The 23,321-nt window shown below is 36.9% G+C and carries 20 protein-coding genes; 7 read left to right on the top strand and 13 right to left on the bottom strand.

The window, feature by feature from the left end; all coding sequences use genetic code 11:
* The first annotated feature begins 10 nt into the window (after positions 1 to 10).
* Complete coding sequence (locus tag LK994_RS05535) at positions 11 to 829, top strand: SDR family oxidoreductase (protein WP_229761897.1); 819 nt, start codon at positions 11 to 13, stop codon at positions 827 to 829.
* Positions 830 to 962: 133 nt separating this feature from the next.
* Complete coding sequence (locus LK994_RS05540) at positions 963 to 3,458, top strand: DUF5916 domain-containing protein (RefSeq protein WP_229761898.1); 2,496 nt, start codon at positions 963 to 965, stop codon at positions 3,456 to 3,458.
* A gap of 10 nt (positions 3,459 to 3,468) precedes the next feature.
* Here the strand turns inward: LK994_RS05540 and lysS are convergent, their stop codons facing one another.
* Entirely contained in the window at positions 3,469 to 4,995 is a 1,527-nt protein-coding gene (gene lysS / locus LK994_RS05545) for a lysine--tRNA ligase (protein ID WP_229761899.1), read from the bottom strand.
* Positions 4,996 to 5,119: 124 nt separating this feature from the next.
* Here lysS and LK994_RS05550 point away from each other — a divergent pair, with 124 nt between their 5' ends.
* Positions 5,120 to 5,824: a DUF4197 domain-containing protein gene (locus LK994_RS05550; RefSeq protein ID WP_229761900.1), complete on the top strand. Its 705-nt coding sequence runs from the start codon at positions 5,120 to 5,122 to the stop codon at positions 5,822 to 5,824.
* Here the strand turns inward: LK994_RS05550 and LK994_RS05555 are convergent.
* Positions 5,814 to 6,071, bottom strand: coding sequence for a hypothetical protein (locus LK994_RS05555; RefSeq protein ID WP_229761901.1), 258 nt, complete (start codon positions 6,069 to 6,071; stop codon positions 5,814 to 5,816). The two genes, LK994_RS05550 and LK994_RS05555, sit on opposite strands and share 11 nt — an antisense overlap.
* Positions 6,072 to 6,177: 106 nt before the next feature.
* Between LK994_RS05555 and LK994_RS05560 the strand changes: the two genes are divergently transcribed.
* Positions 6,178 to 6,837, top strand: a complete 660-nt coding sequence (locus LK994_RS05560; protein WP_229761902.1) for a sterol desaturase family protein — start codon at positions 6,178 to 6,180, stop codon at positions 6,835 to 6,837.
* A 3-nt stretch (positions 6,838 to 6,840) separates the two neighbouring features.
* Here the strand turns inward: LK994_RS05560 and LK994_RS05565 are convergent, their stop codons facing one another.
* From LK994_RS05565 to LK994_RS05595, 7 genes are read right to left on the bottom strand one after another with little or no spacing between them, the layout of a single operon-like run.
* Positions 6,841 to 7,158 carry a hypothetical protein gene (locus LK994_RS05565; RefSeq protein ID WP_229761903.1) on the bottom strand — a complete coding sequence of 106 codons (318 nt, stop codon included), beginning with the start codon at positions 7,156 to 7,158 and terminating at the stop codon, positions 6,841 to 6,843.
* Positions 7,158 to 7,928 carry a TIGR02757 family protein gene (locus LK994_RS05570; protein ID WP_229761904.1) on the bottom strand — a complete coding sequence of 257 codons (771 nt, stop codon included), beginning with the start codon at positions 7,926 to 7,928 and terminating at the stop codon, positions 7,158 to 7,160. The genes LK994_RS05565 and LK994_RS05570 overlap by 1 nt, the downstream gene beginning before the upstream one ends.
* Entirely contained in the window at positions 7,928 to 8,707 is a 780-nt protein-coding gene (locus LK994_RS05575; protein WP_229761905.1) for a hypothetical protein, read from the bottom strand. The genes LK994_RS05570 and LK994_RS05575 overlap by 1 nt, the downstream gene beginning before the upstream one ends.
* A gap of 41 nt (positions 8,708 to 8,748) precedes the next feature.
* Positions 8,749 to 9,888: a cystathionine gamma-synthase gene (locus LK994_RS05580; protein WP_229761906.1), complete on the bottom strand. Its 1,140-nt coding sequence runs from the start codon at positions 9,886 to 9,888 to the stop codon at positions 8,749 to 8,751.
* A gap of 29 nt (positions 9,889 to 9,917) precedes the next feature.
* The gene (gene asnB / locus LK994_RS05585) at positions 9,918 to 11,801 is read right to left on the bottom strand and encodes an asparagine synthase (glutamine-hydrolyzing) (protein WP_229761907.1); all 1,884 of its coding nucleotides are present in this window, start codon (positions 11,799 to 11,801) and stop codon (positions 9,918 to 9,920) included.
* Between the two features lie 32 nt (positions 11,802 to 11,833).
* The gene (locus LK994_RS05590) at positions 11,834 to 12,391 is read right to left on the bottom strand and encodes a DUF2911 domain-containing protein (protein WP_229761908.1); all 558 of its coding nucleotides are present in this window, start codon (positions 12,389 to 12,391) and stop codon (positions 11,834 to 11,836) included.
* A 35-nt stretch (positions 12,392 to 12,426) separates the two neighbouring features.
* Entirely contained in the window at positions 12,427 to 13,059 is a 633-nt protein-coding gene (locus tag LK994_RS05595) for an acyl carrier protein phosphodiesterase (RefSeq protein ID WP_229761909.1), read from the bottom strand.
* Positions 13,060 to 13,079: 20 nt separating this feature from the next.
* On the opposite strand from LK994_RS05595, the gene LK994_RS05600 reads away from it, so the two are divergent.
* The 3 genes from LK994_RS05600 (at position 13,080) to LK994_RS05610 (ending at position 16,494) form a co-directional block, all read left to right on the top strand.
* Complete coding sequence (locus LK994_RS05600) at positions 13,080 to 13,400, top strand: hypothetical protein (protein ID WP_229761910.1); 321 nt, start codon at positions 13,080 to 13,082, stop codon at positions 13,398 to 13,400.
* A gap of 83 nt (positions 13,401 to 13,483) precedes the next feature.
* On the top strand, positions 13,484 to 14,458 hold the full coding sequence (locus LK994_RS05605; protein ID WP_229761911.1) for a deoxyhypusine synthase family protein: 975 nt from the start codon (positions 13,484 to 13,486) through the stop codon (positions 14,456 to 14,458).
* Between the two features lie 149 nt (positions 14,459 to 14,607).
* Positions 14,608 to 16,494 (top strand): T9SS type A sorting domain-containing protein, encoded by a 1,887-nt coding sequence (locus LK994_RS05610; RefSeq protein WP_229761912.1) that lies wholly within the window; start codon positions 14,608 to 14,610, stop codon positions 16,492 to 16,494.
* Positions 16,495 to 16,559: 65 nt separating this feature from the next.
* Here LK994_RS05610 and LK994_RS05615 read toward each other — a convergent pair whose 3' ends face one another.
* From LK994_RS05615 to LK994_RS05630, 4 genes are all read right to left on the bottom strand, one after another.
* Entirely contained in the window at positions 16,560 to 18,146 is a 1,587-nt protein-coding gene (locus LK994_RS05615; protein ID WP_229761913.1) for a M28 family peptidase, read from the bottom strand.
* 66 nt (positions 18,147 to 18,212) lie between these two features.
* Positions 18,213 to 18,662, bottom strand: a complete 450-nt coding sequence (rpiB, locus tag LK994_RS05620) for a ribose 5-phosphate isomerase B (protein WP_229761914.1) — start codon at positions 18,660 to 18,662, stop codon at positions 18,213 to 18,215.
* Positions 18,663 to 18,836: 174 nt separating this feature from the next.
* The gene (gene tatC / locus LK994_RS05625; protein ID WP_229761915.1) at positions 18,837 to 19,721 is read right to left on the bottom strand and encodes a twin-arginine translocase subunit TatC; all 885 of its coding nucleotides are present in this window, start codon (positions 19,719 to 19,721) and stop codon (positions 18,837 to 18,839) included.
* Positions 19,722 to 19,768: 47 nt separating this feature from the next.
* Positions 19,769 to 23,218 (bottom strand): glycosyltransferase, encoded by a 3,450-nt coding sequence (locus LK994_RS05630; protein WP_229761916.1) that lies wholly within the window; start codon positions 23,216 to 23,218, stop codon positions 19,769 to 19,771.
* Positions 23,219 to 23,321: the final 103 nt, after the last annotated feature.

Below are 23,321 nucleotides of genomic sequence, written 5' to 3' on the forward strand. Positions count from 1 at the left end.
ACATCTTGCCATGTCATTTAAAAACAAAACAGTTTTAATTACAGGAGCTTCTCGTGGAATTGGCAAAGCTATTGGCTTACGCCTTGCTGCCGAAGGTGCTAATATTGTAATTGCCAGTAAAAGTGTAGAAGAAAATCCCAAATTGGGAGGCACCATTTTTTCTGCTGCCGCAGAAATGGAAGCTGCAGGAGGGAAGGCATTGGCTGTGCAATGTGATATACGTTTTGAAGACCAGATTCAGCAGGTTGTTGACAAAACAAAGGAAACCTTCGGTGGTTTAGATATTCTTATTAATAACGCCTCTGCTATTAATTTATCTAATACTGAAACAGTGGATCCAAAGCGGTATGATCTGATGTATGATATTAATGTAAGAGGAACTTTTATGGTAAGCAGAGCCTGTATACCATTGTTAAAAAAAGGCACGAATGCACATATCCTTACATTGTCTCCTCCAATAAATATGGATATGAAATGGTTTGCTAACCATCTTGCCTACACGATAAGTAAGTACAATATGAGTATGATTGCGTTGGGATTGGCAGCGGAACTTAAAAAATATGCTATTGCAGCTAATGCATTGTGGCCACGTACTACGATTGCTACAGCCGCAGTGCAGAATTTATTAGGTGGAGAAGCCTTAATGAAAATGAGTCGTACACCAGATATCATTGCAGATGCTGCGTACTATATTTTATCAAAACCATCTGCAATATGTACTGGGAATACTTTTATTGATGAAGAAGTACTTGCAAAAGAAGGGATTACAGACCTCGGTAAGTATAGCGTAACTCCCGGAGGGCAGTTGTATACAGATCTGTTTGTGTAACAGTATCTTGTTAAATAATTTCTAATATCCACTGTTTTTTGATGAACGGCGATTACTTAAGCTGTAGTAAAATTATCTTCGTCGGGTAAAGGTCTGCCGGGAAAAGACGTTGCCAATTCAATCGACTTATTTGATGCTTACTAAAATATACACTTTATTGTTTTGTGCTATTCTGACTGCCGGAGTTTATGGTCAGACAGTAAAGAGAGAGTTGAAGATAACTCGTATAGTTAATTCCATAAAAATCGATGCAGAATTAGATGAAACAGATTGGAGCAATGCTCAAATAGCCACTCATTTTATTGAATTACGTCCCACACCATTCAGGCAGGAAGATTCTGCCAATGCCACTAAAATATATTTATTGTATAAAAATGATGGGATCTATATTGGTGGATATTGCCATGAAAGAAATAAAGACAGCATAGCTGCTGAATTGTCTGGAAGAGACGGTTTTGGTAACAATGATTTTGTCGGAGTTATTTTTGATACTTACTATGATAGGTTGAATGGCTTTGAGTATTTCATTACTCCGTTGGGCGAGCAATGGGATGCAAAAATGTCGTCAGGAGGTAATGAGGATTTTAGTTGGAATGCGGTATGGAAGAGTGCTGCAAAATTGCAAAAAGACGGATGGAGCTTCGAAATGTTTTTGCCATATTCAGCTATACGTTTTGGAAAAAAACAACAACAGGACTGGGGATTTAATGTGGTACGTCGCCGGCAAAAATCTGGTCAGCAATTATTCTGGCAACCTATTGATCCTACAGTAAATGGGTTCTTATCACAAGAAGGATTATTAAAAAACCTGGAAAATATTAAACCTCCGGTACGATTACAATTCTCTCCTTATTTTTCTGCTTATGTAAATAGAGACGGGCTTACAAAAAATAATACGACACAACTGAACGGAGGAATGGATGTAAAATACGGGATCAATCAGGCGTTCACTTTGGATATGACGTTGATACCGGATTTTGGGCAGGTAGTGACAGATAATCGTATTTTAAATCTTTCTCCTTTTGAACAAAAGTTTTCAGAAAACAGGTCATTTTTTACAGAGGGGACCGAGTTGTTTAATAAAGGGAATCTTTTTTACAGCAGAAGAATTGGTAATTCGTTTCCAATACATTACGGTGACGCATACACTTCTTTGGGGGCAAATGAAAATGTTGTAAAAAATCCGGGACAAAGCAAATTGTTGAATGCAACTAAATTAAGCGGTCGTACACAAAGAGGGCTGGGGATTGGCGTGTTGAATGCACTTACTAATACACAGTTTGCAACCATTGCAGATACAGTTACACAAAACAGGAGAAAATTTGAGACAGATCCATTGACGAATTATAATGTATTTGTTTTAGATCAAACACTTAAACATAATAGCAGCATTTCTTTTGTGAATACTAATACATGGCGTAGCGGCCCGGATTATGACGCCAATGTAAGTTCAGCTCTTTTTAATTTTAATGATAAAACAAATACCTGGAATGTTGGAGGTAATATTAGTATAAGCAATCTTTTTGGTAAAGAGGGTAAGGATATTACAGGGTATGCTCATGGTCTTTATTTTGGTAAAACAAGTGGTAAGTTCAATTTTAATGTATGGCAAGAGTTGAGTAATGATAAATATGATAAAAGTGATCTCGGTTATTTTACTAATAACAATACAATGGATCAGGGTATATGGATGGCATATAACTGGAATAAACCAAAGGGCTGGTACAATTACTTTAAACTAAATTGGGAAGTGTGGTATGGCAGGCTTGTGTCTCCGATCGATCTTTTACGAAGAAGAGAAATGATGTATCAGAATGCAGGAGGGAATATTAATTTCAATGCACAAATAAAAAATCTTTGGACTTTTGGCGCTACACTGGATTTTGGCCTTCCTTACAATGATTTTTATGAGGCAAGATCTCATGGCAGAGTATTCCAAAATAAGGGCAGAGTTGGCCTAAGTGGATGGTGGAGTAGTAATGCAGCAAAAAAACTATCATGGGGAGGTAATTTCTTCACAGGTACGGGTAGTGTATTTCAACGAACAAGTATTAATGGCGGATTGTATGGTAAGATAAGATTCAATAGTAAGTTTTCTGTTGATTATACAGTAAACATAGAGAATTATAATAATCAGCCGGGCTGGGCCTACACTGGCTATACCAATAATTCTGCACTTTTAGATACGGTGATCTTTTCAAGAAGAAAACTGAATATCGTTGAAAATATATTCAATGTTAAATACAGCTTTAATAACAGAATGTGGCTTACATTGAGAGCGAGGCATTATTGGAGTAAGGTTGATCCTCTGCAATTCTATGAATTAGACAAATATGGAATTTTACAAACACCGAGTACGCCATTCACTAAAAATGTTAATCAGAATTATAATTTTTTGAGCATTGATATGGTGTACAACTGGCAGTTTGCTCCGGGCAGTTTCTTCAGTATTGTATGGAAAGATGTTTCAGAAAATTTTTATAATACATTCGAGAAAAATTATTTCCACAATCTGGGTAGAACAATCGGCAGGCCGGGGTATAATAACAACAATGAATTAAATAGCCTTTCCCTGAAAGTTATTTATTTTCTTGATTATCTTTCTTTACAAAAAAATAAGAAAGGGTAGGAGAATTAAACTATTCTCCTGTTTTCTCAGGCCTCATCATCGGGAAGAATAATACATCTTGTATCGAATGCTGATTGGTTAACAACATAGCAATTCTGTCTATCCCAAATCCAATACCACTTGTAGGTGGCATACCATATTCTAATGCACGTAAAAAATCATGATCGATAAACATGGCCTCATCATCACCACGTTCCATTAGTTTTACCTGGTCTTCAAAACGCTCTCTTTGTTCGATCGGATCATTCAATTCACTGTATGCATTCGCAATTTCTTTGCCATTACACATTAGTTCAAAACGTTCTACCAGTCCCGCTTTGCTACGGTGTTTCTTTGTAAGCGGACTCATCTCTACCGGGTAGTCTGTAATGAATGTAGGCTGTATATAATTTCCTTCGCATTTAGAACCAAATATTTCATCAATTAATTTTCCTTTACCCCATTTTTCATCTGCATGTATATGTAATTGTCTGCACACATCTCTAATACCGGCTTCGTCCATTTCACTGATATCAAAACCTGTATGTTCTTTAATAGCATCATACATCGTTATTCTTTTGTATGGGGCTTTAAAATCAATTTCTTTGTCTCCTACTAATACTTTGGATGTGCCGTTGGTCGCAATGGCTGCTTTTTCGAGCATAAGTTCTGTAGTGTCCATCATCCACTCATAATCTTTGTAGGCTACATAAAATTCCAGTACGGTAAATTCAGGATTGTGTGTGCGGTCCATGCCTTCATTGCGGAAGTTTCGACTGAATTCATATACCCATTCAAAACCGCCTACTATCAATCTTTTTAAATACAATTCATTGGCAATACGCATGTACATAGGCACATCCAATGCATTGTGATGTGTAGTGAAAGGCCTTGCTGCCGCACCTCCCGGAATGCTTTGTAAAACAGGAGTATCTACTTCCAATGCGCCCCGTTCGTTCAAAAACTCACGAATAGCATTGACCATTTTAGTACGTTTAATAAAAGTTTCTTTCACACCCGGATTGACTATCAGGTCTGCATAGCGCTGACGATACCTGAATTCAGGGTCAGTTACCTCGTCAAATGCTTCGCCATCTTTTTCTTTTACAATCGGCAACGGACGAAGTGATTTTGTAAGAATAGAAAATTCTCTGACGTGTATTGACGTTTCGCCTGTTTTTGTGGTGAACACATATCCTTTGATGCCAACGATATCTCCAATGTCCACTAATTTTTTCCAAACGGTTTGGTAAAGGGTTTTATCTTCTCCCGGACAAATATCATCTTGCTTGATATAAAATTGAATTTTACCCACTGCATCCTGTATCACAGCAAAATTAGCCTTGCCCATATCACGAACACTCATTATACGGCCGGCAACACACACATCTGCAAAGTCTGCCTTATTTTCTTCTCCTTTATAATTTTCCTTTATAGACACCGAAGTGGCATTAACAGGGTATAAGGCAGCTGGGTATGCATCAATACCTAATTTTTTCAGTTCCTCTAATTTTTCTCTGCGGATAATTTCTTGCTCAGATAAATGCTGTGTACTCATATTTTAAATAAAATGTGTGCAAAGATACTTTATGCAACCCATTTGCCCATAATTACTATCTATGTAATTAGAATTATACTTTGGCAGGGAACTTGCCTATATTTAATTATTAAAACATGATAAAATGAAGAAGATATTATTGATATGCTCGTTTGCAGCTATTTTTTCAAGTTGTGAAGAACTAAAACAAATAGCATCAGCCTCAGGAATAGGCGGCATAACAGAAAATGAAGCCGGACAAGGCATTAAAGAAGCGTTGGCGCAAGGTTTGACCAAATCTGTATTACAATTGAATAAGCAGGATGGCTTTTTTGGCGATGCTGTATATAAAGTTTTATTGCCTCCCGATGCTCAAAAAATTGGGAACACTTTGAGAGATCTGGGCTTTGGCAGTTTGGTGGACAAAGCGATTTTATCGATAAACCGTGGAGCAGAAGATGCGGCCGGGTATGCAAAACCCATCTTTGTTGACGCTATTAAGAATATGACCTTACAGGATGCGATTGGATTAGTAAGAAATGGGGATACCAGCGCCACACATTTTTTCAGGGAAAAAACCACAGCACAATTAATTGCTGCATTTACCCCGGTAATAAAGGCGTCTTTAGATAGAGTGGATGCTACGAAATATTACGGTGACCTGGTAAATAAATACAATAGCTTTCCAACTACATTTAAAAAAGTAAACCCTGATCTGACAAATTATGTAACGCAAAAGGCTACAAATGCGCTGTTTGATCTGGTTGCTAAAGAAGAGTTGAATATCCGCACAAACTTTGCAGCAAGAACTACAGATATTTTGAAGAAGGTGTTTGGAACTAAATGGTAGTTAATAATACTTGCCAGGCTTCTGTAATTTTCCCGTTTTCAATTAATTCATGTGCATAATGATGAATTTCTGTTTCCATATCGTTGGGATTGATGGAGTAGTATTGAATGATCTGTTTTAACCGGTCATCAGTAAAAGCGGCATCTATCGCAGGGATATCATCGATTGTAGATAATTGCTGCAAATTATTAGTAGTCAATATTTTACTTTGCCTTATAGAAAGAGGCAACATTTCTTCAGGTATCATAGTTTGTGCTGTGCGTTACCGTTAAAACAATAATGATTTTTTGACAAAGGTTATAATAACTTTTTGTAAAGTTTGATTATTTTTGCTAATATCAATTACACACCAAATGGAGTTCCAAAAAATTCATAATAAAGGTCAGGCGCAGTTATTTAAAAATAACTACCTGGAATACCTTACCAAAACTCACCCTTTAGTAATATGGGGTATGTATTTACCTGTATTAATTTTATTGCCATATTATTCATTCAATAGTTTGTCTTTTGATTGGATAAAAGTGGTGTTGGTTTTTTTGGGAGGCATGTTCTTTTGGAGTTTTTTTGAATATATAATGCATCGATTTGTTTTTCATTACGTGGCAGAAAGCGAAAGAGGAAAGAAAATAAATTATATCCTGCATGGTAATCATCATGAATACCCAAGAGATAAGGAAAGATTATTTATGCCGGCAGCCCCAAGTTTAATTATTTCTTCTGTACTTTTTTTATTAATGTATTTGGTGTTAGGGAAAAATGTATTTCCTTTTTTTCCGGGATTTATGTTTGGTTATTTGATATATGGAAGTATGCATTATGCCATACATGCCTGGAATCCTCCTTTCAAATGGATGAAAGGGTTATGGCGCAATCACCACTTACATCATTACAAACAACAGCAAAAAGGTTTTGGAGTGAGCAGCACTTTGTGGGATCATGTATTTGGTACTATGTTCGACCTGAAAAATATTAAAGATGATAAAGAAAAAGTGCAGGAATTAATGTACAAATAATCGTCACCACTTTTCGTCTTCATTGATGTTATTATCCCGTCTGCTGAATTGTTGACGGGATTTTATTTTCTGTAATTCCCTTTCAATAATTGCATTGGCAATTATTTTTCCTGCATCGTCATTATTCTCTTTCAATAATTGTTTTAGTTTGTGTTCACTTACATCAATTCGATAAAGTATAGAAACCAGTTTTTCGAAATTTGTTTTTATAAGATGATTGACATGCATTGCCAGCAACCTTTGTAATTCTTCAAAAGAGAGTTGTTCGGGCAAACTTATCGCCAGGTCTTTGTTGATGCCTTTTATGATTTCCTGCTGCATTAATAATGTTCTATTACGCCCAGTCCGAATAAAGCAAAGTCGTATTTTACCGGATCAGTTCTGTCCAATTTACGCAATTCGCCGGTAAGTTCCAGCGCTGCTTGCCAATCATTTTGTTTTCTGGTTAATAACCCCAGCTTTTTAGCAACTCTAATTACGTGTACATCTAAAGGGCAAATTAATTGAGCCGGTTTAATATTATTCCAAATACCCAGATCAACTCCTTTATTGTCATTACGAACCATCCAACGCAGGTACATATTCAATCTTTTGCAGGTTGATTTTTTTGCCGGGGAAGAAATGTGTTTTCTCGTTCTGTCAGGCACATCATCTAACGAGAAAAAATAATTATAAAACTCGACCAATCCGTTTTCGATGGTGATATCTTTCTTTTTTACACCTTTGCTAAAAGCAGATTCGAGAGAATTGTTGTGATTATAATGCTGTTTGAAAAATTCAACAAAGTACAATACATCGGTAGCATTAAAGGTACGGTGTTTAAATTTTTCTAATTTTTTAAGATCTGTAGAGGTATGGTGTAGACAAAATTCATATGGAGCATTATCCATCAGTTGCAGCAATTCATTGCTTTTATTAATGATGGTAGTTCGATTTCCCCAGGCAAATATTGCTGCAAAAAAACCGGCGATCTCAATATCTTGTTTAGCAGAAAATCGATGAGGAATTAAAACGGGGTCCTGTCCAATAAAAGAAGGTTGATTATATAAATCAACCTTACTATTTAAAAATTTTATGAGGGAGTTATTCATTATCTCTTTTTTTTCTTTTCCGGAGCAGCATTGTATAAATTGATTGCTGCGGCATAAGCTCTGCCGGCTTTTGCTCTTCTTCTGAATACATTCAATCCCAGATTAACCCAACCTGCCGGTACAAGGGCTACCCCAATATAACCCGTTGTTAATTTTGCATTTGGATTTGGGTTAGAAGTTTTTACTGCCGGGTCGGTGGCCATTAATATGCAACCTCCGATAATAGCGCCCCAACTAATCAAACGGTGCATTTTTATTTTCTTAGAATATTGTTGTGATATGATAGCTTGGTCATAGGCATCACTATTATCTTCCACCCATTCTGCTAAGGTACCCACGCTGTTAAGGCCAACTAACCTATAGTCGTCGCTTCCAACTTTTCTTATATAGTAGTTGGTATTATAATGAGTACTCCAGCGTCCTGTTGTTGCATCATAACTTTGTGACGTAGAAACTTTCCTGAATACATGTAGTCTTGGACCTGTTAGTGCACGAGTAAGGTCGCCTGCGATATTTGTGTATAAGCCTGAAGCATCCTGATATTCACGAATATCTTTCGATTTAAATTCTTGTCCGTTGATGACATACAGTGTTGGCTTAAATATTTTTCTCTCATTTTTAGTAGTAACAGTGTCTCCGGCAATCAGTTCACCATTTTTGGGTCTTATAAAAGCTTTGTAATCGGGGTTTTTTGCTTTATTGCTATCGTATGCAATAGGGAACTGACTTTTGCATGACCCAAATAATACGATCAGGCACAGATAGAAAAAATTCTTCATTGTTTTTCTTGATGTTGTTATATTGATTAATTGGTTACATATTATCCAATCGCCTGCTGCAGATCTTCTATTAAATCATCAACATCTTCAATTCCTACACTCAATCTGATCAAACCGTCGCTTAAGCCATTTTTTATTCTTTCTTCTCTTGGTATGGAAGCATGTGTCATACTGGCTGGATGATTGATCAACGATTCAACTCCGCCTAAACTTTCAGCCAGAGAAAATATTTTAGTGCCTGATAAAACTTTGTTGGCTGTATCAATACTTTCATCTTTCAGCGTAAAACTTATCATTCCACCAAAGCCTCTCATTTGTTTTTTGGCAACAGCAAAACCTGCATTGTCTTCAAAACCCGGCCAATAAACTCTTGCCACTTTAGGATGTTTCCGGAGCCAGTGTGCTATCTTTTCTCCATTCTCACAATGTCTTTGCATTCTGACATGGAGTGTTTTTATGCCTCTTAATACTAAAAAACAATCCTGCGGCCCGGGTACAGCGCCACAACTTTTTTGGATGAAATATAATTTCTCTCTCAATGTTGCATCGTTCATCATCAAACATCCCTGTATAACATCACTATGGCCGCCTAAATATTTTGTAGCAGAGTGCATTACAATATCAGCTCCAAGAGTTAATGGATTTTGCAGGTAAGGCGATGCAAAAGTATTGTCAACACAAAGAATAATATTATTTTTTTTTGCAATCGATGCTACGGCTTCAATATCTGTGATATTCATCAGTGGATTGGTAGGCGTTTCAATCCATATCAATTTTGTATTTGGAGAAATTGCTTTATTTATATTATTGCTATCAGAAGTGTCAACATAAACGAATTTTATATTGTACCGTTCCCACACTTTCGTGAATAACCGATAGCTACCACCATACATATCATTAGCTGCGATGACTTCATCACCCGGGTTTAATAATTTAATGACAGCGTCAGTGGCTGCAACCCCGCTGCTAAAGGCCAGTGCATATTTGCCATTTTCAATAATGGCCAATGCATCTTCCAAGGCCTTACGGGTAGGGTTTTGGCTACGGGCATATTCGTATCCTTTATGTTGCCCCGGAGCAGATTGTACGTAGGTAGATGTTTGGTAGATCGGTGTCATTATTGCCCCTGTACTTGGGTCAGGCTCGGCGCCTGCATGAATGATCTTGGTAGCTAATTTCATAGTAAATATTTTAAAAAAAGAAATACATTTTATAATAATTGTGCAGCACACAAATATCTCCAGTCAAAATTATCTGCATCATGTGCTGCCATAGGAACGATCTTATTGTTGAGTACGGAAGGCGATAAAATTTTTTCAGCTACGAGTTTCTTTTTAGCCTCATGTATATACTCCATCAACTTCTTGTTATGCATCCATTCTTGTTGGGGAGGTTCATATCCTACTTTATCTTTTCTCCAAACTATTGCATCAGGTAAATTTTTCTCCATTGCTTTGCGTAAGAGCCATTTTGTCCAGCCGTCGTGTATTTTAAAATTTGAAGGAAGAGAGAAAATGAATTCGACTAACTCATGACTTAAAAAAGGCAATCTAACTTCTGTGCCATGTGCCATACTGTTTCTGTCAGCGTATCGAAGCAGCTCCTCTAACCCCATTTGTGTTGTGTTGTAGTAAAGAAGATCATTCAGTTTTGTAACGATAGGTTTATAAATACCCTCCAAACCTCTGCCGGCCAATGAAGCAGAAAATTCTCTGTTAATATTTCTATTATAAATCATTTTCCGGTATTCATTTTTTTCTAAAAAAATGGCAATATGTGATGGGAAGTAGGAAGCGATATAGTTTCTTATTCCCCAATCAAATGAAAAATTATTTTCTTTAAAGATGCGGATGTCATTTTTTAACTGTTTGAATTTTCCTCTGCCAATCAATTGTTGTAAATGCCAGTGGATATATTTATGATACCCCCCTAAAGTTTCATCTGCTCCTTGTCCATCCAATAAAACTTTTGTTTTATGCTTTGCGGCTAATTCAAAAACTTTGTATTGTAAAAAAATACTTGATGAAGGAAAAGGTTCTTCCTGGTGATAGCAAAGTGTTTCAAAGTTTTTGATCAACTCATCTGCCGAAGGTGTAATCTGAAAATTATCTACATTAAAATTGGTCGCAATTTCAGCAATATATTTCGATTCGTCTTTTTCAAAACCAGGAAAAACTGCAGAAAAAGTTTTCAAGCGATCTCCATTGGCTTTCAATTTACTGACCACCGCTACAATTGATGAGCTGTCGAGCCCGCCGCTTAAGCTGGTGCCGACAGGAACATCGCTTCTTAATCTTCTATTAATAGAGTGATTAAATAGTTCGGTAAATTTTACAATGGCTTCTTTTTCTGTGTAATTAATTTCTTTTTCTTTATTAAGATCCCAATAACTTAAAATAGAAAGTTGTCCTGTAAAGGGAGAAAAACTCAGATAATGTGCAGGAGGTAAAGAGTAGATGTTTTCAAAAAATGTTTCTTTTTTTTCTTTTACGTTTTGTACATGTCCCAACGTAAGGTAATTAAGCAGCATTTTTGGGTCTGGCTTTTTTTCAATGCCAATTGCCCATAATGCTTTCATCTCACTGGCAAATGCAAGGTGCCCGTTTTCTTCATAATAATAAAATGGCTTTTCGCCGAAACGATCTCTAGCAGCAAATAGTTTTTTCTTTTTATCATCCCAAATGGCAAAAGCAAACATACCGTCGAAGTGCTGTAGGCAATCCGATTTCCAATAATCATACGCAGCCAATATAACTTCTGTATCTGATTGTGATGCAAAGCTATAGCCATGTTTACGTAATTCTTCCCTAACCTCAATATAATTATAGATCTCGCCATTATAAACAATGGTATACCTGTTTAAGTAATGCATGGGTTGGGCTCCTGCATTACTTAAATCAATAATAGAAAGTCTCCGATGAGCAAATCCCATATTACCATCATCGTTGATCCAATATCCTTCACTATCGGGTCCACGGTGGGCAATTGTGTTGGCCATTGAATGTAATAAACCTTCGTTTACGACTAAAGAGTTAGGTGAAATGATTCCTGCAATTCCGCACATAATGTAAATATCCAAAAAAAATCCCGGCATAAAGCCGGGCTGTAAAAATATTATTGAAAGTTTTAAAAAACAATCGGTAAAGCTACTTTCACATCATCCCAGGCTATTTGGAGATTAGCGCCGGTCAATGATTTTTCAAACACCATAGAAAAGGCTTCTGTTATATCAGCTTGTCTTTGTACAGGCACGTCGTATCTAAGCAGGTCTTTTGACTGATTGTATTTGAATGCACCCCAAGTATCGGTTTCTTTGTTTATGATGATCGTCCATTTATTCGTATCGGGGATACAGTACAAAGTGTATCGTCCTTTTTTTACTTTGGTGCTGCCAATCTTTACAGGTTTAAAAAATTCAATTTCAGTTGCTTCATTGGCTCCCAGGCGCCATACTTTTCCATACTCCACCAATTCACTGAATATAACCCTGCTGTTTTTTTGCGGACGACTGTATATCACTCTTGCTACAGGAGTTTCTGTTGTTTTGTCCTGTATTTTTAATACGGGGTAAGCATCAGGATAATAGCACATATCCATTGGTGATTTATCGATCGGAGAAAATTTTGCTTGAGCAAAAACTGCAGAGGTAAACAGGCAGCAAATGGCTACTATAAGTTGTTTCATTATTTTTTTATTACAAATATAGGGCAATCAATTTTTTAAAATTGCTGCAAATGATGAGCGGCGAATTTTTTTACATCAGCAAAAAAATTATTATAACAATGCTGTATTTCCAGGTAGTGGTTGTTGAAAATGTTAAATGCTATTGCAGACTCGTTCAGGTAGGTAGCCCTGCGAACCAATCCGCCAAAACTTTTTTCAATTCCATCTCTGTATTGATAGTTGTATAACCAGTTTTGCGACTGCATATATGGAAGCATTTGCTGAAATCTATTGGGTAGTACTACTTTTTCATTTTGGAGGGTTAAATAAGTTTTTTGAGCGAATTCATTCAAGGCTTTTTCATTCTCAAATTCGTTTGTGTCATTAGCCAAAAAATGATCATATACTACATCTACAAAGGCACCTGCATACAAACGGTAATCTTTTTTAAAAAATTGTTTTGCCTGATGGGTGGCGGGGTGATTGTCGGTAAACTCATCTATGGCTCGGTGTAACATGATCCCATTCTGTATCTCTATCGGATAATCGAATTTTTGTTTGCCTTTTACAAAATCACTGATCATATTGCCGATAAGCAACTGCGGTTGATTGAAAGATAAATATGCATGCGCCAGATAATTCATATATACCACCAGTTGGGTATTGTAAAGCAAGTCATTTTTACTCATTTTTACTAAAATTATTTAGTATGAAATGGTTGTTATTTTTTGTGCCTTGTTTATTTCAAGGAATAGTTGTTGCACAAAACAAAGAAGAGATTAAAGTAATATCGACTGATTCTCTTAAAAAATACAAGATCGGTGTGTCAAAGGATAGCACTAAAATATATTATGTTAAAAAAGGGGCGGTTTATTCGGACAAAATGAGTGCCTGGGAAAAGGTAGGGTTCTTTGCAGATATGCTGTATGAAAAATACACCATATTGAGTTGGGGGTTGATGATACTGGCAGGGCTTTGGCTGTTGAATGGAATTGGTAAGTGCTGGAGCTGGTTAAAAGACAGGGTATAAAAAACAGTGTATTGAATAATTGTTTCCTTGGTTAAGCCGACTTGTTACAAAAAAATTATCTTTGCACTTCAAAAAAAATAACCATGAGTAAAGGTCCTGTTTCACAATACATTGAACATCATTACCGTCACTTTAATGCAGCTGCTTTAATGGATGCTGCAAAAGGGTATGTAACCCATTTAGAAGAAGGTGGTAAAATGATGATTACACTTGCAGGTGCTATGAGTACAGCAGAGTTGGGGTTAAGTTTGGCCGAAATGATCCGTCAGGATAAAGTAGCCATCATCAGTTGTACCGGCGCTAATCTGGAAGAAGATATCATGAACCTGGTAGCGCATAGTCACTATAAGAGAGTGCCTAATTACAGAGATCTGTCTCCGCAAGAGGAATGGGATCTGTTAGAAAATCATTACAATCGTGTTACAGATACTTGTATTCCGGAAGAAGAAGCTTTCAGAAGACTACAGCAGCATATTCATAAATTATGGAAAGAAGCAGATGACAAAGGAGAAAGATATTTTCCACATGAGTACATGTACAAAATGTTGTTGAGCGGCGTGCTGGAGCAATATTATGAAATCGATCCAAAGAATAGCTGGATGCTGGCAGCGGCTGAAAAGAATATTCCCATTGTTGTTCCTGGTTGGGAAGATAGTACCATGGGCAATATTTTTGCATCGTACATCATCAAAAATGAAATGAAAGCTACCACTATGAAAAGTGGAATTGAATACATGGTGTGGCTGGCAGATTGGTATAGAAATAATTCATCCGGTAAGGGCGTAGGGTTCTTCCAGATAGGCGGTGGTATTGCCGGAGATTTTCCGATTTGTGTTGTGCCGATGATGTACCAGGATCTGGAGTGGCATGATGTTCCTTTCTGGAGTTATTTCTGTCAGATAAGTGATAGTACTACTTCTTATGGTTCATACAGCGGAGCTGTACCAAATGAGAAAATTACCTGGGGTAAATTAGATATACATACACCAAAGTTTATTGTTGAAAGTGATGCTACAATTGTAGCGCCGCTGATATTTGCGTGGGTGTTGGGGTGGTAATGCAATTTATTTAACACGATTACAAATGAAAAAAGCACAGATATAAACTCTGTGCTTTTTTCGTTTGTTGTATGGATAAAATTGATTAGGTTTATAGTACCTTCTCCGACTGTAATTCCAATTTTAATCATCTAAAATTATAATTGCGTATGACAAAAAATCTACTCTTACTTTTTTTTATCGTTTTACTTTTTACGGGATCTGCCAATGCTCAGTATGTGAATATTCCGGATTATCTTTTTAGAAGCCTACTTAAAGCAAAATATCCATCTTGTTTCAATAGTAGCGACATGATGGATACAACCTGCAGTAGCATTTTAAGTGAAACAGAACTTGATGTCGATAACTTTGATGCAATTTTTGACATCGAGGGAATACAGTATTTTAAGGCACTGAAGATATTACATTGCGGAAATAACAGGATTCAGCATATATCAGTGCTGCCAGAAACATTAACTTATTTAGACTGCCATAAAAACCGATTGGTGAGTTTGTCTGAATTGCCAAGTGGCTTGGGGTATCTGGATTGTTCAAATAATCTTTTGTCTGAATTGCCCGTATTTGGGAAAGCGTTGTATGAGCTAAAGTGCTACCAAAATGATCTACATTGCTTGCCAGCATTGCCACAAAGTCTTCAAACTGTTTCTTTAGACACTTCATACATTCATTGTGTGCCCAATGTGACTGATGCTAATTTTTTTCACCAAAAAATATTGTATGGAAGTCAGAATTATGTGCCAATGCAAGTATGTAGTTCAGGTAACAATATAAATGATTGTGATGTCCCTTCTTCATTATCAGGAAGGGTATTCTATGACAATAATACGAATGGGCTATTTGATGCAGGAGATTGTTCTAAAGCTGACTTTCAAATTAAACTGGCAAATATCTCCCCAATAAATAACGATAGTAGCATCGCTACTCAAAGAGGCTTTTATCTTTTAATGCCGAAAGTTGCAGAAAATTATACTATTAGTACTGATGCTCCACCACAGTATTATAAAGTTGTGCCGGCATCTGCAAATGTGGATTTTACAAATCCCGGGACGACTCTTGTTCAGAATTTTGCATTGCAATCAAACTTAGATAACCCTGATAGTCTTTTTATAACAGGAAATGGAGGATTTACATTAGGAGGTTTTTATAATCCAATGCTTTTTCCCAGTCAAAACAGTTGGTATGAAACTGGTTCTATAACTCTTGAGTATGAAAACAGAGGAACTACAACGATTTCTCCAACTATTACACTTAATTATGATAGTAGTTTGATACGATATACCTTTTCGTCAAATGCCGGCGTGGTTGATAATGGGAAGACATTAATTTTAAATGAATCAAATTTAGCACCGGGTGAACATAAAGCAATAATACTATATTTTTCAAAAGATGCAACTACAGGAAACCCTAGTTTAGGAGGAGCGATTTGGAACTTTGTTACAATAGCAAGTATTGTTAATAATGGTATGGGGAATGTTATTGCAATCAATAATCAAGTTATAGGGTTACTGCCTCTTAAACTAGCAACATTTACTGCATTAATAAGCATTGATAATAGTGCGTTGTTATCATGGAATACCAACGACGAGATTAATGCCAACAGTTTTATTATAGAACAAAGTACGGATGGAGTAAATTTTAATTATATAGCCTCGGTATCTGCAAAAAAGCAGAGTAATAATTCTTACAATTACAAAACAGATGCTCTTGCAACAAATGCAATAACTTATTTCCGTTTAAAAATGATTGATACTGATGGTAAATTTACTTATTCAAGTATTATTAAAGTCAGTATACCGACAGATACAAAATCAACAATAGCTGTATTTCCTAACCCTGCAAGCCAGTGGATAAAAATCCAAACAGCCAATAACGGAGCAGGAAATAATTGGGTAAGATTGCTTAATAGCCAGGGTGTTTTAGTAAAAAAATTATTACTTCAACAAGGTACTCAAACTATGGATCTACGTAGTTTGACCGCCGGTGTATATTATTTACAAACACCATTCGGGGCTAAAAAAGTAATGATAGTGAAATAGGAATATTTCTTGATTGCTTTGACTGTACAAATAAAAAAGCTGCAAAATTTTGCAGCTTTTTTATTTTATCTTTCTCCGGGCGGAAGCGGTTTATCTCTTCTCAACATCTCATCTCTATTAGCAATTTCCCATGCGGTATGGAAGATCATACGAACTCTTTTTTCATACAAAGGCCAGGTGATCTTTTCTACAGTGTCGGTTGGTTGATGGTAATCAGCTAACAACATACCATCGTAAAAAAATAAAATAGGGACTCCTTTACGGGCAAAATTGTAGTGATCACTACGGTAGTAAATTCTTTCCTGATCGTTGGGGTCATCAAATTTATAATCAAGTGTAAGGTTGGTATATTTATTATTTACGCCTTCATTGATGATAGGCAGGTCGCTGCTTATTTTATCATGACCGATAACATATACATAACTCATTGTGTCGTCCAATTGTCTTTCAGTATCAATTCTTCCCACCATATCTGTATTCAGATCAACAGACGTTTTGTCTAAAGGAAAAACAGGATGGTCGCTATAATATTCGCTTCCCCATAATCCCTTCTCTTCGCCACTTACCGTCATGAATACAATTGTTCTTCTTGGTCCATGTCCTTCTGCTTTAGCTTTAGCAAAAGCGGTAGCCATTTGCAGTACGGCGCAGGTACCACTGCCATCATCATCGGCACCATAATAAATTTTGCCATCATGCTTTCCTAGGTGATCATAATGTGCTGTAAGAAACACATACTCATCTTTTTTATCTGATCCCTCAATAAAACCTAACACATTGCTTGCCATTACTTCCGTTCTCTTTTTTTTGTAGTTGAAGGTATATGCAGCAGTAATATCCGTTGTCTTTTTACTATTTAACGGTTCATAAGATTTTGCTTTTTCTATCAGGCTGTCCATCTTCCATTTGCTAAATAATTTTTTAGCGGCTTCATGTGATAGTACATTGTAATTGATACTCACATCACTCTCTCTTGGAAAAGCAGGAGTTGCATTTTTAGCAGTTTTTTCGATCAATGCTGTGTTGAAGGTGTCTATCCAGGGGTAAATTACAATAGCACCGATAGCTCCTTTTTTCTTTGCGATCGCTAATTTATGTGAAATGCCCGGATAAGAATATTTTGATGAATTACTGTTGCCGCTGAGAATGTATTTTCCATTGGCTTTTGGTTCGCCAAGAAATAAGACAACGATCTTGCCTTTAACATCTTTGCCTGCATAATCATTATAATTCTTTTCATCGATGCCATATCCTGCAAATACAATTTTGTTGGCTACAGTTTTTTTAGTTGCATTGAATAAAACAGGCGAATAATAATCCGTACCATAAGAAAAGGTTTTTGTGCCGATCTTCAAACTGCTGCTGATCATAGAGTCATTTACAAGGGGGTAATATTGTTGGTATCCCTTTAATGCAGGTGCCTGCTGTAGTCCTAATAACTTGAATTGTTCCTGAATATACGCTGCTGCCTTTCGCTGACCTTCGGTTCCGGTTTCTCTTCCTTCCATTTCATCGCTGGCAATAATGGTAAGATGTTTCTTTAAATTATCTCCGGTAATATTGGCGGCATATTTTGCAGCATCATCAATTTGGGCAATCGAATGGCCGGCTATTAATAACAATACGATAGCAGAAAGAAAGATTTTCTTCATATAAAAAATATTAGATACTAAATGTACAATATCAACCCGGCTTGGTAGCAGAAAAATGATAAAAGGTTAGCAGGAAATTTTATCTACCCTGTTTTGATGACGACCGCCTTCAAATGGAGTGGTCATGAACAGGTGAAGCATTTTTTCAGCGTCGCCATCTCTTACAAACCTGGCGGGGATACAAATGATGTTGGCATCATTGTGCTGACGAGCCAATTGGGCTAATTCTTCGCCCCAGCAGATAGCTGCTCGTATGTTTTGATGTTTATTGGCAGTAATCGCAACACCATTGGCGCTGCCACATAACAAAATGCCAAAAGCGTAATCGCCACTTTCAACAGCAGATGCAACGGGGTGTGCAAAATCGGGGTAATCTACAGAATGCTTATCAAAGCAGCCAAAATCTTTATAGACCAAACTCTTGCCCTCCAAAAAAGAGATCAGATCTTCTTTACAATCAAATCCGGCATGGTCGCAGCCGATTGCTATTGGGAGGTGTAGGTTGAAGGTCGACATGAGTTATGAGTTATAAGTTATGAGTTATGAGTTATAAGTTATAAGTTATAAGTTATGAGTTATGAGTTATGAGTTATGAGTTATGAGTTATGAGTTATGAGTTATGAGTTATGAGTTATGAGTTATGAGCAGAATTTTCGAAGTGTAAAGTTAATTCATAATTCATAATTTCTCTTAGCTCCATTCTTTTTCTTCCTTCAGCTTTCTTCTTTCAACCCTTGACGCCAGAATGATACTGATCCAATATAATAAAACAAGTGGGATGGCTACAAGGAACTGGCTGGTCCAGTCTGGGGATGGTGTAATTACTGCAGCTACTATCAATATGATCACAAATGCGATCTTAAAATATTTTTTCAGAAAACTGCCACTAACAAGACCAATTTTTGCCAAAACATAGCAAAGTACCGGCAACTCAAAAGCAATACCACAACCAAGAATCAGGTTGGTCAAACTATCGATATAATCATTAATTGCCGGACGATATTGGATCATACCTGATTTCCCGAGAGTAAAACTTGCTAAAAAATTAAATGTGAAAGGGGCTAATAAATAGTAACCAAAAGCAGCGCCTGTGAAAAAACATAATGACACCCAAAAAATACTTCCTCTTCCGTATTTTCTTTCTTTAGGAGATAAAGCAGGTTTTACAAATCGCCATAACTCCCAGAAAATATAGGGAAAAGCGAGAATAATACCACCGATCATAGCAATGGTGATGGCAGAAGAAAAGGTTCCGTTCACCTCAGTAACCTGAAAGTCGATCTTAACCGGCGGCATACAAAAAGAATCTCCTAAATGAAGCCAACGGCCAAATTTACAAAGCGCCCCATAGGTTACAAATTTCTCATTGGCAGGCGCAAGTATCAGGTTGTCGTATACCCAATCTATATATATGAAAATAGTAACGGCTGCAATTAACCAGGCTACAACACTACGGATAAGATGCCAGCGTAATTCTTCGATATGATCGAAAAAAGTCATTTCTGCCTGCTCGCTTTTGTCCTTGCCGCTCAGTCTGTTAAAAAAAGATTTTCTATCTAAATCTGTTGTTGCCACTTATGTATAAATAATTGTTTGCAAAGGTAAGTGATGCATTGATACAATCAGACAGATGTAAGCTGCTTTACACTACCCGTGCGTTTTAATACGCCCCAGCCTTGTAATTCGCCTTTTAATGCCTTATTGAAAGATTTGAACAAAATATAATACATCAACTGACGGTAGATGAATCTTTGAGGGATCATCCATACCAGTTTTTTATAATCTTCTTTTTCATATGCAAACGCCAATGCTGCTCCGGCAATATCTACCAATGAAAAAATTACATAGTACAAAAGAATATGCCCAGTACTTAAAGGAATGATATTAGCAGCTGCCAGTGCCAGGCTAATGATCAATACAAGGTCAGCAATTGGCGCTAAAAATGGTAAGATCATTTGAAAGATCAAAATATGCGGTAAGGCGATCATGCCAAAGTTTTTATATCTCGGATTGAATAAAGCACCTCTGTGTTTCCAGAAACTTTGCATTACACCAAAGCTCCACCTGAATCGTTGTTTCATAAACTGTTTCATTGTTTCCGGAGCTTCGGTATAAGATATAGCTTCGGTACAATTTTTTACATCATATCCGCATTTATGTAATCGCATGGTAAGATCACAATCTTCAGCTAACGTATCGGTAGTAAAACCTCCGGCATGTAAAACGGCTTCTTTTTTAAAAGCACCAATAGCGCCTGGCACAACTGTAATACAATTCAGGTAATCAAAAGCCCTGCGATCAAAATTTTGTGAGGTGATATATTCTATACTTTGCCATTTGGTGATCATGTTAATTTCGTTGCCTACTTTAACATTGCCTGCAACAGCACCAACTTCGGGCCCTGTAAATTTTTTCATTAATTGAGATACTGCATCTTTTTTCAACTGCGTATCCGCATCTATGCAAACAACAAACTCACCCGAGGCATGTGCAATACCAAAATTTAGTGCCGATGCTTTGCCGCCATTAAATTTAGTATGTACATATACGTTATCTACATCCTGGAAGGCATTGCTTACTCTTGAATAGGTGGCATCTTTACTGCCATCATCCACAAAAACAATTTCAAGGTTGGGATAGTTTTGTTGCAGCAGGCTTTGCACAGTTCTTTCTGCATTTACTTCTTCGTTATATGCCGGTACAATAATACTTACCAGCGGAAGAGAGGTTTTGGGTGTAAAGGGAATAACAACAGCTTGTTTTGATTCTTTTCTTTTTTGTATCCACGCCAATAAAGCAATACAACATATTCTTGCAACAGAAAGAAATATCCCTATCAGAAAAAGAGAGAAAATAAAATTAGTTAACCAATAAGTTGTTTTGGCAAACATAAAACTTGTGCCGGTTTTCCAGTCGTGTTTTGCTACAGGCATCACATCGTCTTTTGTTTTGCCCATTAAATTTGCTACGGTTGTAAATGTGCAACCTTTACTTTTAAAATACTGTATGATCCTTGGCAAGGCATCAACAGTAGCTTGTCTGCTTTCGCCGCCTGCATCATGTAATAAAATAATATTTGCATTTCTTTCTTCCGCTTGTCTGATCGTTTTTGCAACGATTGAATCGGCGGGGTTATGAGCATCCCAGTCATTCGGGTCAATACTTTCACCTACGGTGATATAATTATCTTTTTTGCTACGGGCAAGCGGTTCTATTTCTTCAAAAGTCTGGGGTTCGCTATCAGCATTATAAGGAGCCCTGAATAAAATAGTTGAATGCCCGGTTGCCGCTTCAATCAACAGTCGGGTGGCTTTTAGTTCTATATCGGCCCTTCCCGGGCTCATTGTGGCAATGTTATGATGCGTAAATGTGTGATTGCCGATCTCATAACCATCCCGATAGATTCTTTGTAATAATGATAAATTCTTTTCTGCTTCCAATCCTACAACGAAAAAAGTAGCAGGTACTTTTTCTCTTTCCAGGATGCTTAATATCATTGGAGTATATTTCTCACTGGGACCATCATCAAAAGTTAAAATGATCTTATGTCCCGGTCCGATAGGAGAAGGGTCTTCACCAGATTTTTCATATACATATCCAGAAGGTAATTGTGTGTAGAATTGCTCAGCAATCAATCGTTCTGTGCTGTCTAACTCAAATTGTATCTTTCCTTCCTGCGGACTTGATAAGATATTTAATATTTCACCACCCGCCTGTCCAACAGCTGTTGGTTTTTGATTTGGGTTGATGGGTATAGTTGCCAGCGAATTGAAATTGAAAGGCTTTGTGTTCAGCGCATCATTACTTAAGTCACGATTATAGAAACTCCATATCCTCGGATCCTCACTGCCCAACCTCCATAATGCAGTGCCGGCAAGGCCATATTCATCTGCAAACCGCATAATATTGAAAGTAGTAGCCGCGTCGGTAAAATAGACATCATGTTTAAATTGATGCCCCTTGGTGTCTATTGTTTTTTCGGTATAACTGTAATGAAGGTTATAGGTATTGTTATCAAAATTGATCGTAGCCTTGGAAATATTGGCATTGTCTATCGCTTCCGCATAAGTAATATTTTTTATTTTAGTGATGATATTACCATCGTCATCAAAACCCTCGTACCAATCATACCCGTATCCAGCCAAGCCCAGAATAATTTTACTGCTTTCCATTTTTGTAGCAGCGATATCAAGTGCATTTTCGATCCATTGTTGAGAACTGATTGACCCAGAACCGCTTTGAACATTACTATGTTCATCATATGCCATTAAAATAACATAATCGTTATAATTGATTAATTCTTTAAAATTGTAATCATTGTCGTTTACAGCTACATCCTGTGTTACAACAAATCCGTTTGCATGCAGTTGTGTATATAGATTTTTTTGGAATACAGATAACGGCTTGTTTGAAGGTTCTTTTAATTCTTCAAAATCAATATTGATTCCGCTGAAATTATATTTGGTCAGCGTATCAACCAGGTTCTGGATAAAGGCTTGTTGTATACGGCTGTTGGTAAGTATTGGATGAATAAGATCGCCGTCAAAGTCTTTGGTAGATGAATTAAAGTTTGTAAGCATTGGCATGATGCGTAATTTTTTTTGTCGCATTTGAGCCAATCCTAAACTGTCGATCCTTAATTGAATTTTATCACGGCCGTTAGTGTCAATAAAAAACCATTCCGGAAAAACAACCGATAGTTTATCTCCGTATTTTTCTAACGAGTTAATTGATTTACTTCCCGACCATGGAGTATAAAATGCACATCTCAAAAAAGAGCTTTCTTCTTTTTTAGCATTTTTAGACAGTTTACTTAAAGAATCTTCCCGTTGTTTTTTCTCCAAAAAATCTTTAAAACCTTTGATCTTTTTGTATGGGTTGTTGGCGCTGTCTTTCTCCCCTGTGAATACTCCGGTTGCTATAACGGTGGAGGGATTTGAACTAACAGCAACAGCCAACACTACGGCGGCTATAATAAAAATGGCAATAACGAGAATAATTCTTCCCGTCCATTTTATTCTTTTCCACCTGGTGGGGCTCTCTGCCTGAAATATTTGATGTTCTTTCTCCATTATTGCAGCAAAATTATTCTATTTGTTTTGGTTGAAGGTAACTAATACGTTAACGAATGGTAAATAAAACTATTGTAAAAGAGAAGCCCCGATAGAAATCGGG

The organism is Ferruginibacter lapsinanis, assembly GCF_020783315.1.
GTDB lineage: Bacteria > Bacteroidota > Bacteroidia > Chitinophagales > Chitinophagaceae > Ferruginibacter > Ferruginibacter lapsinanis.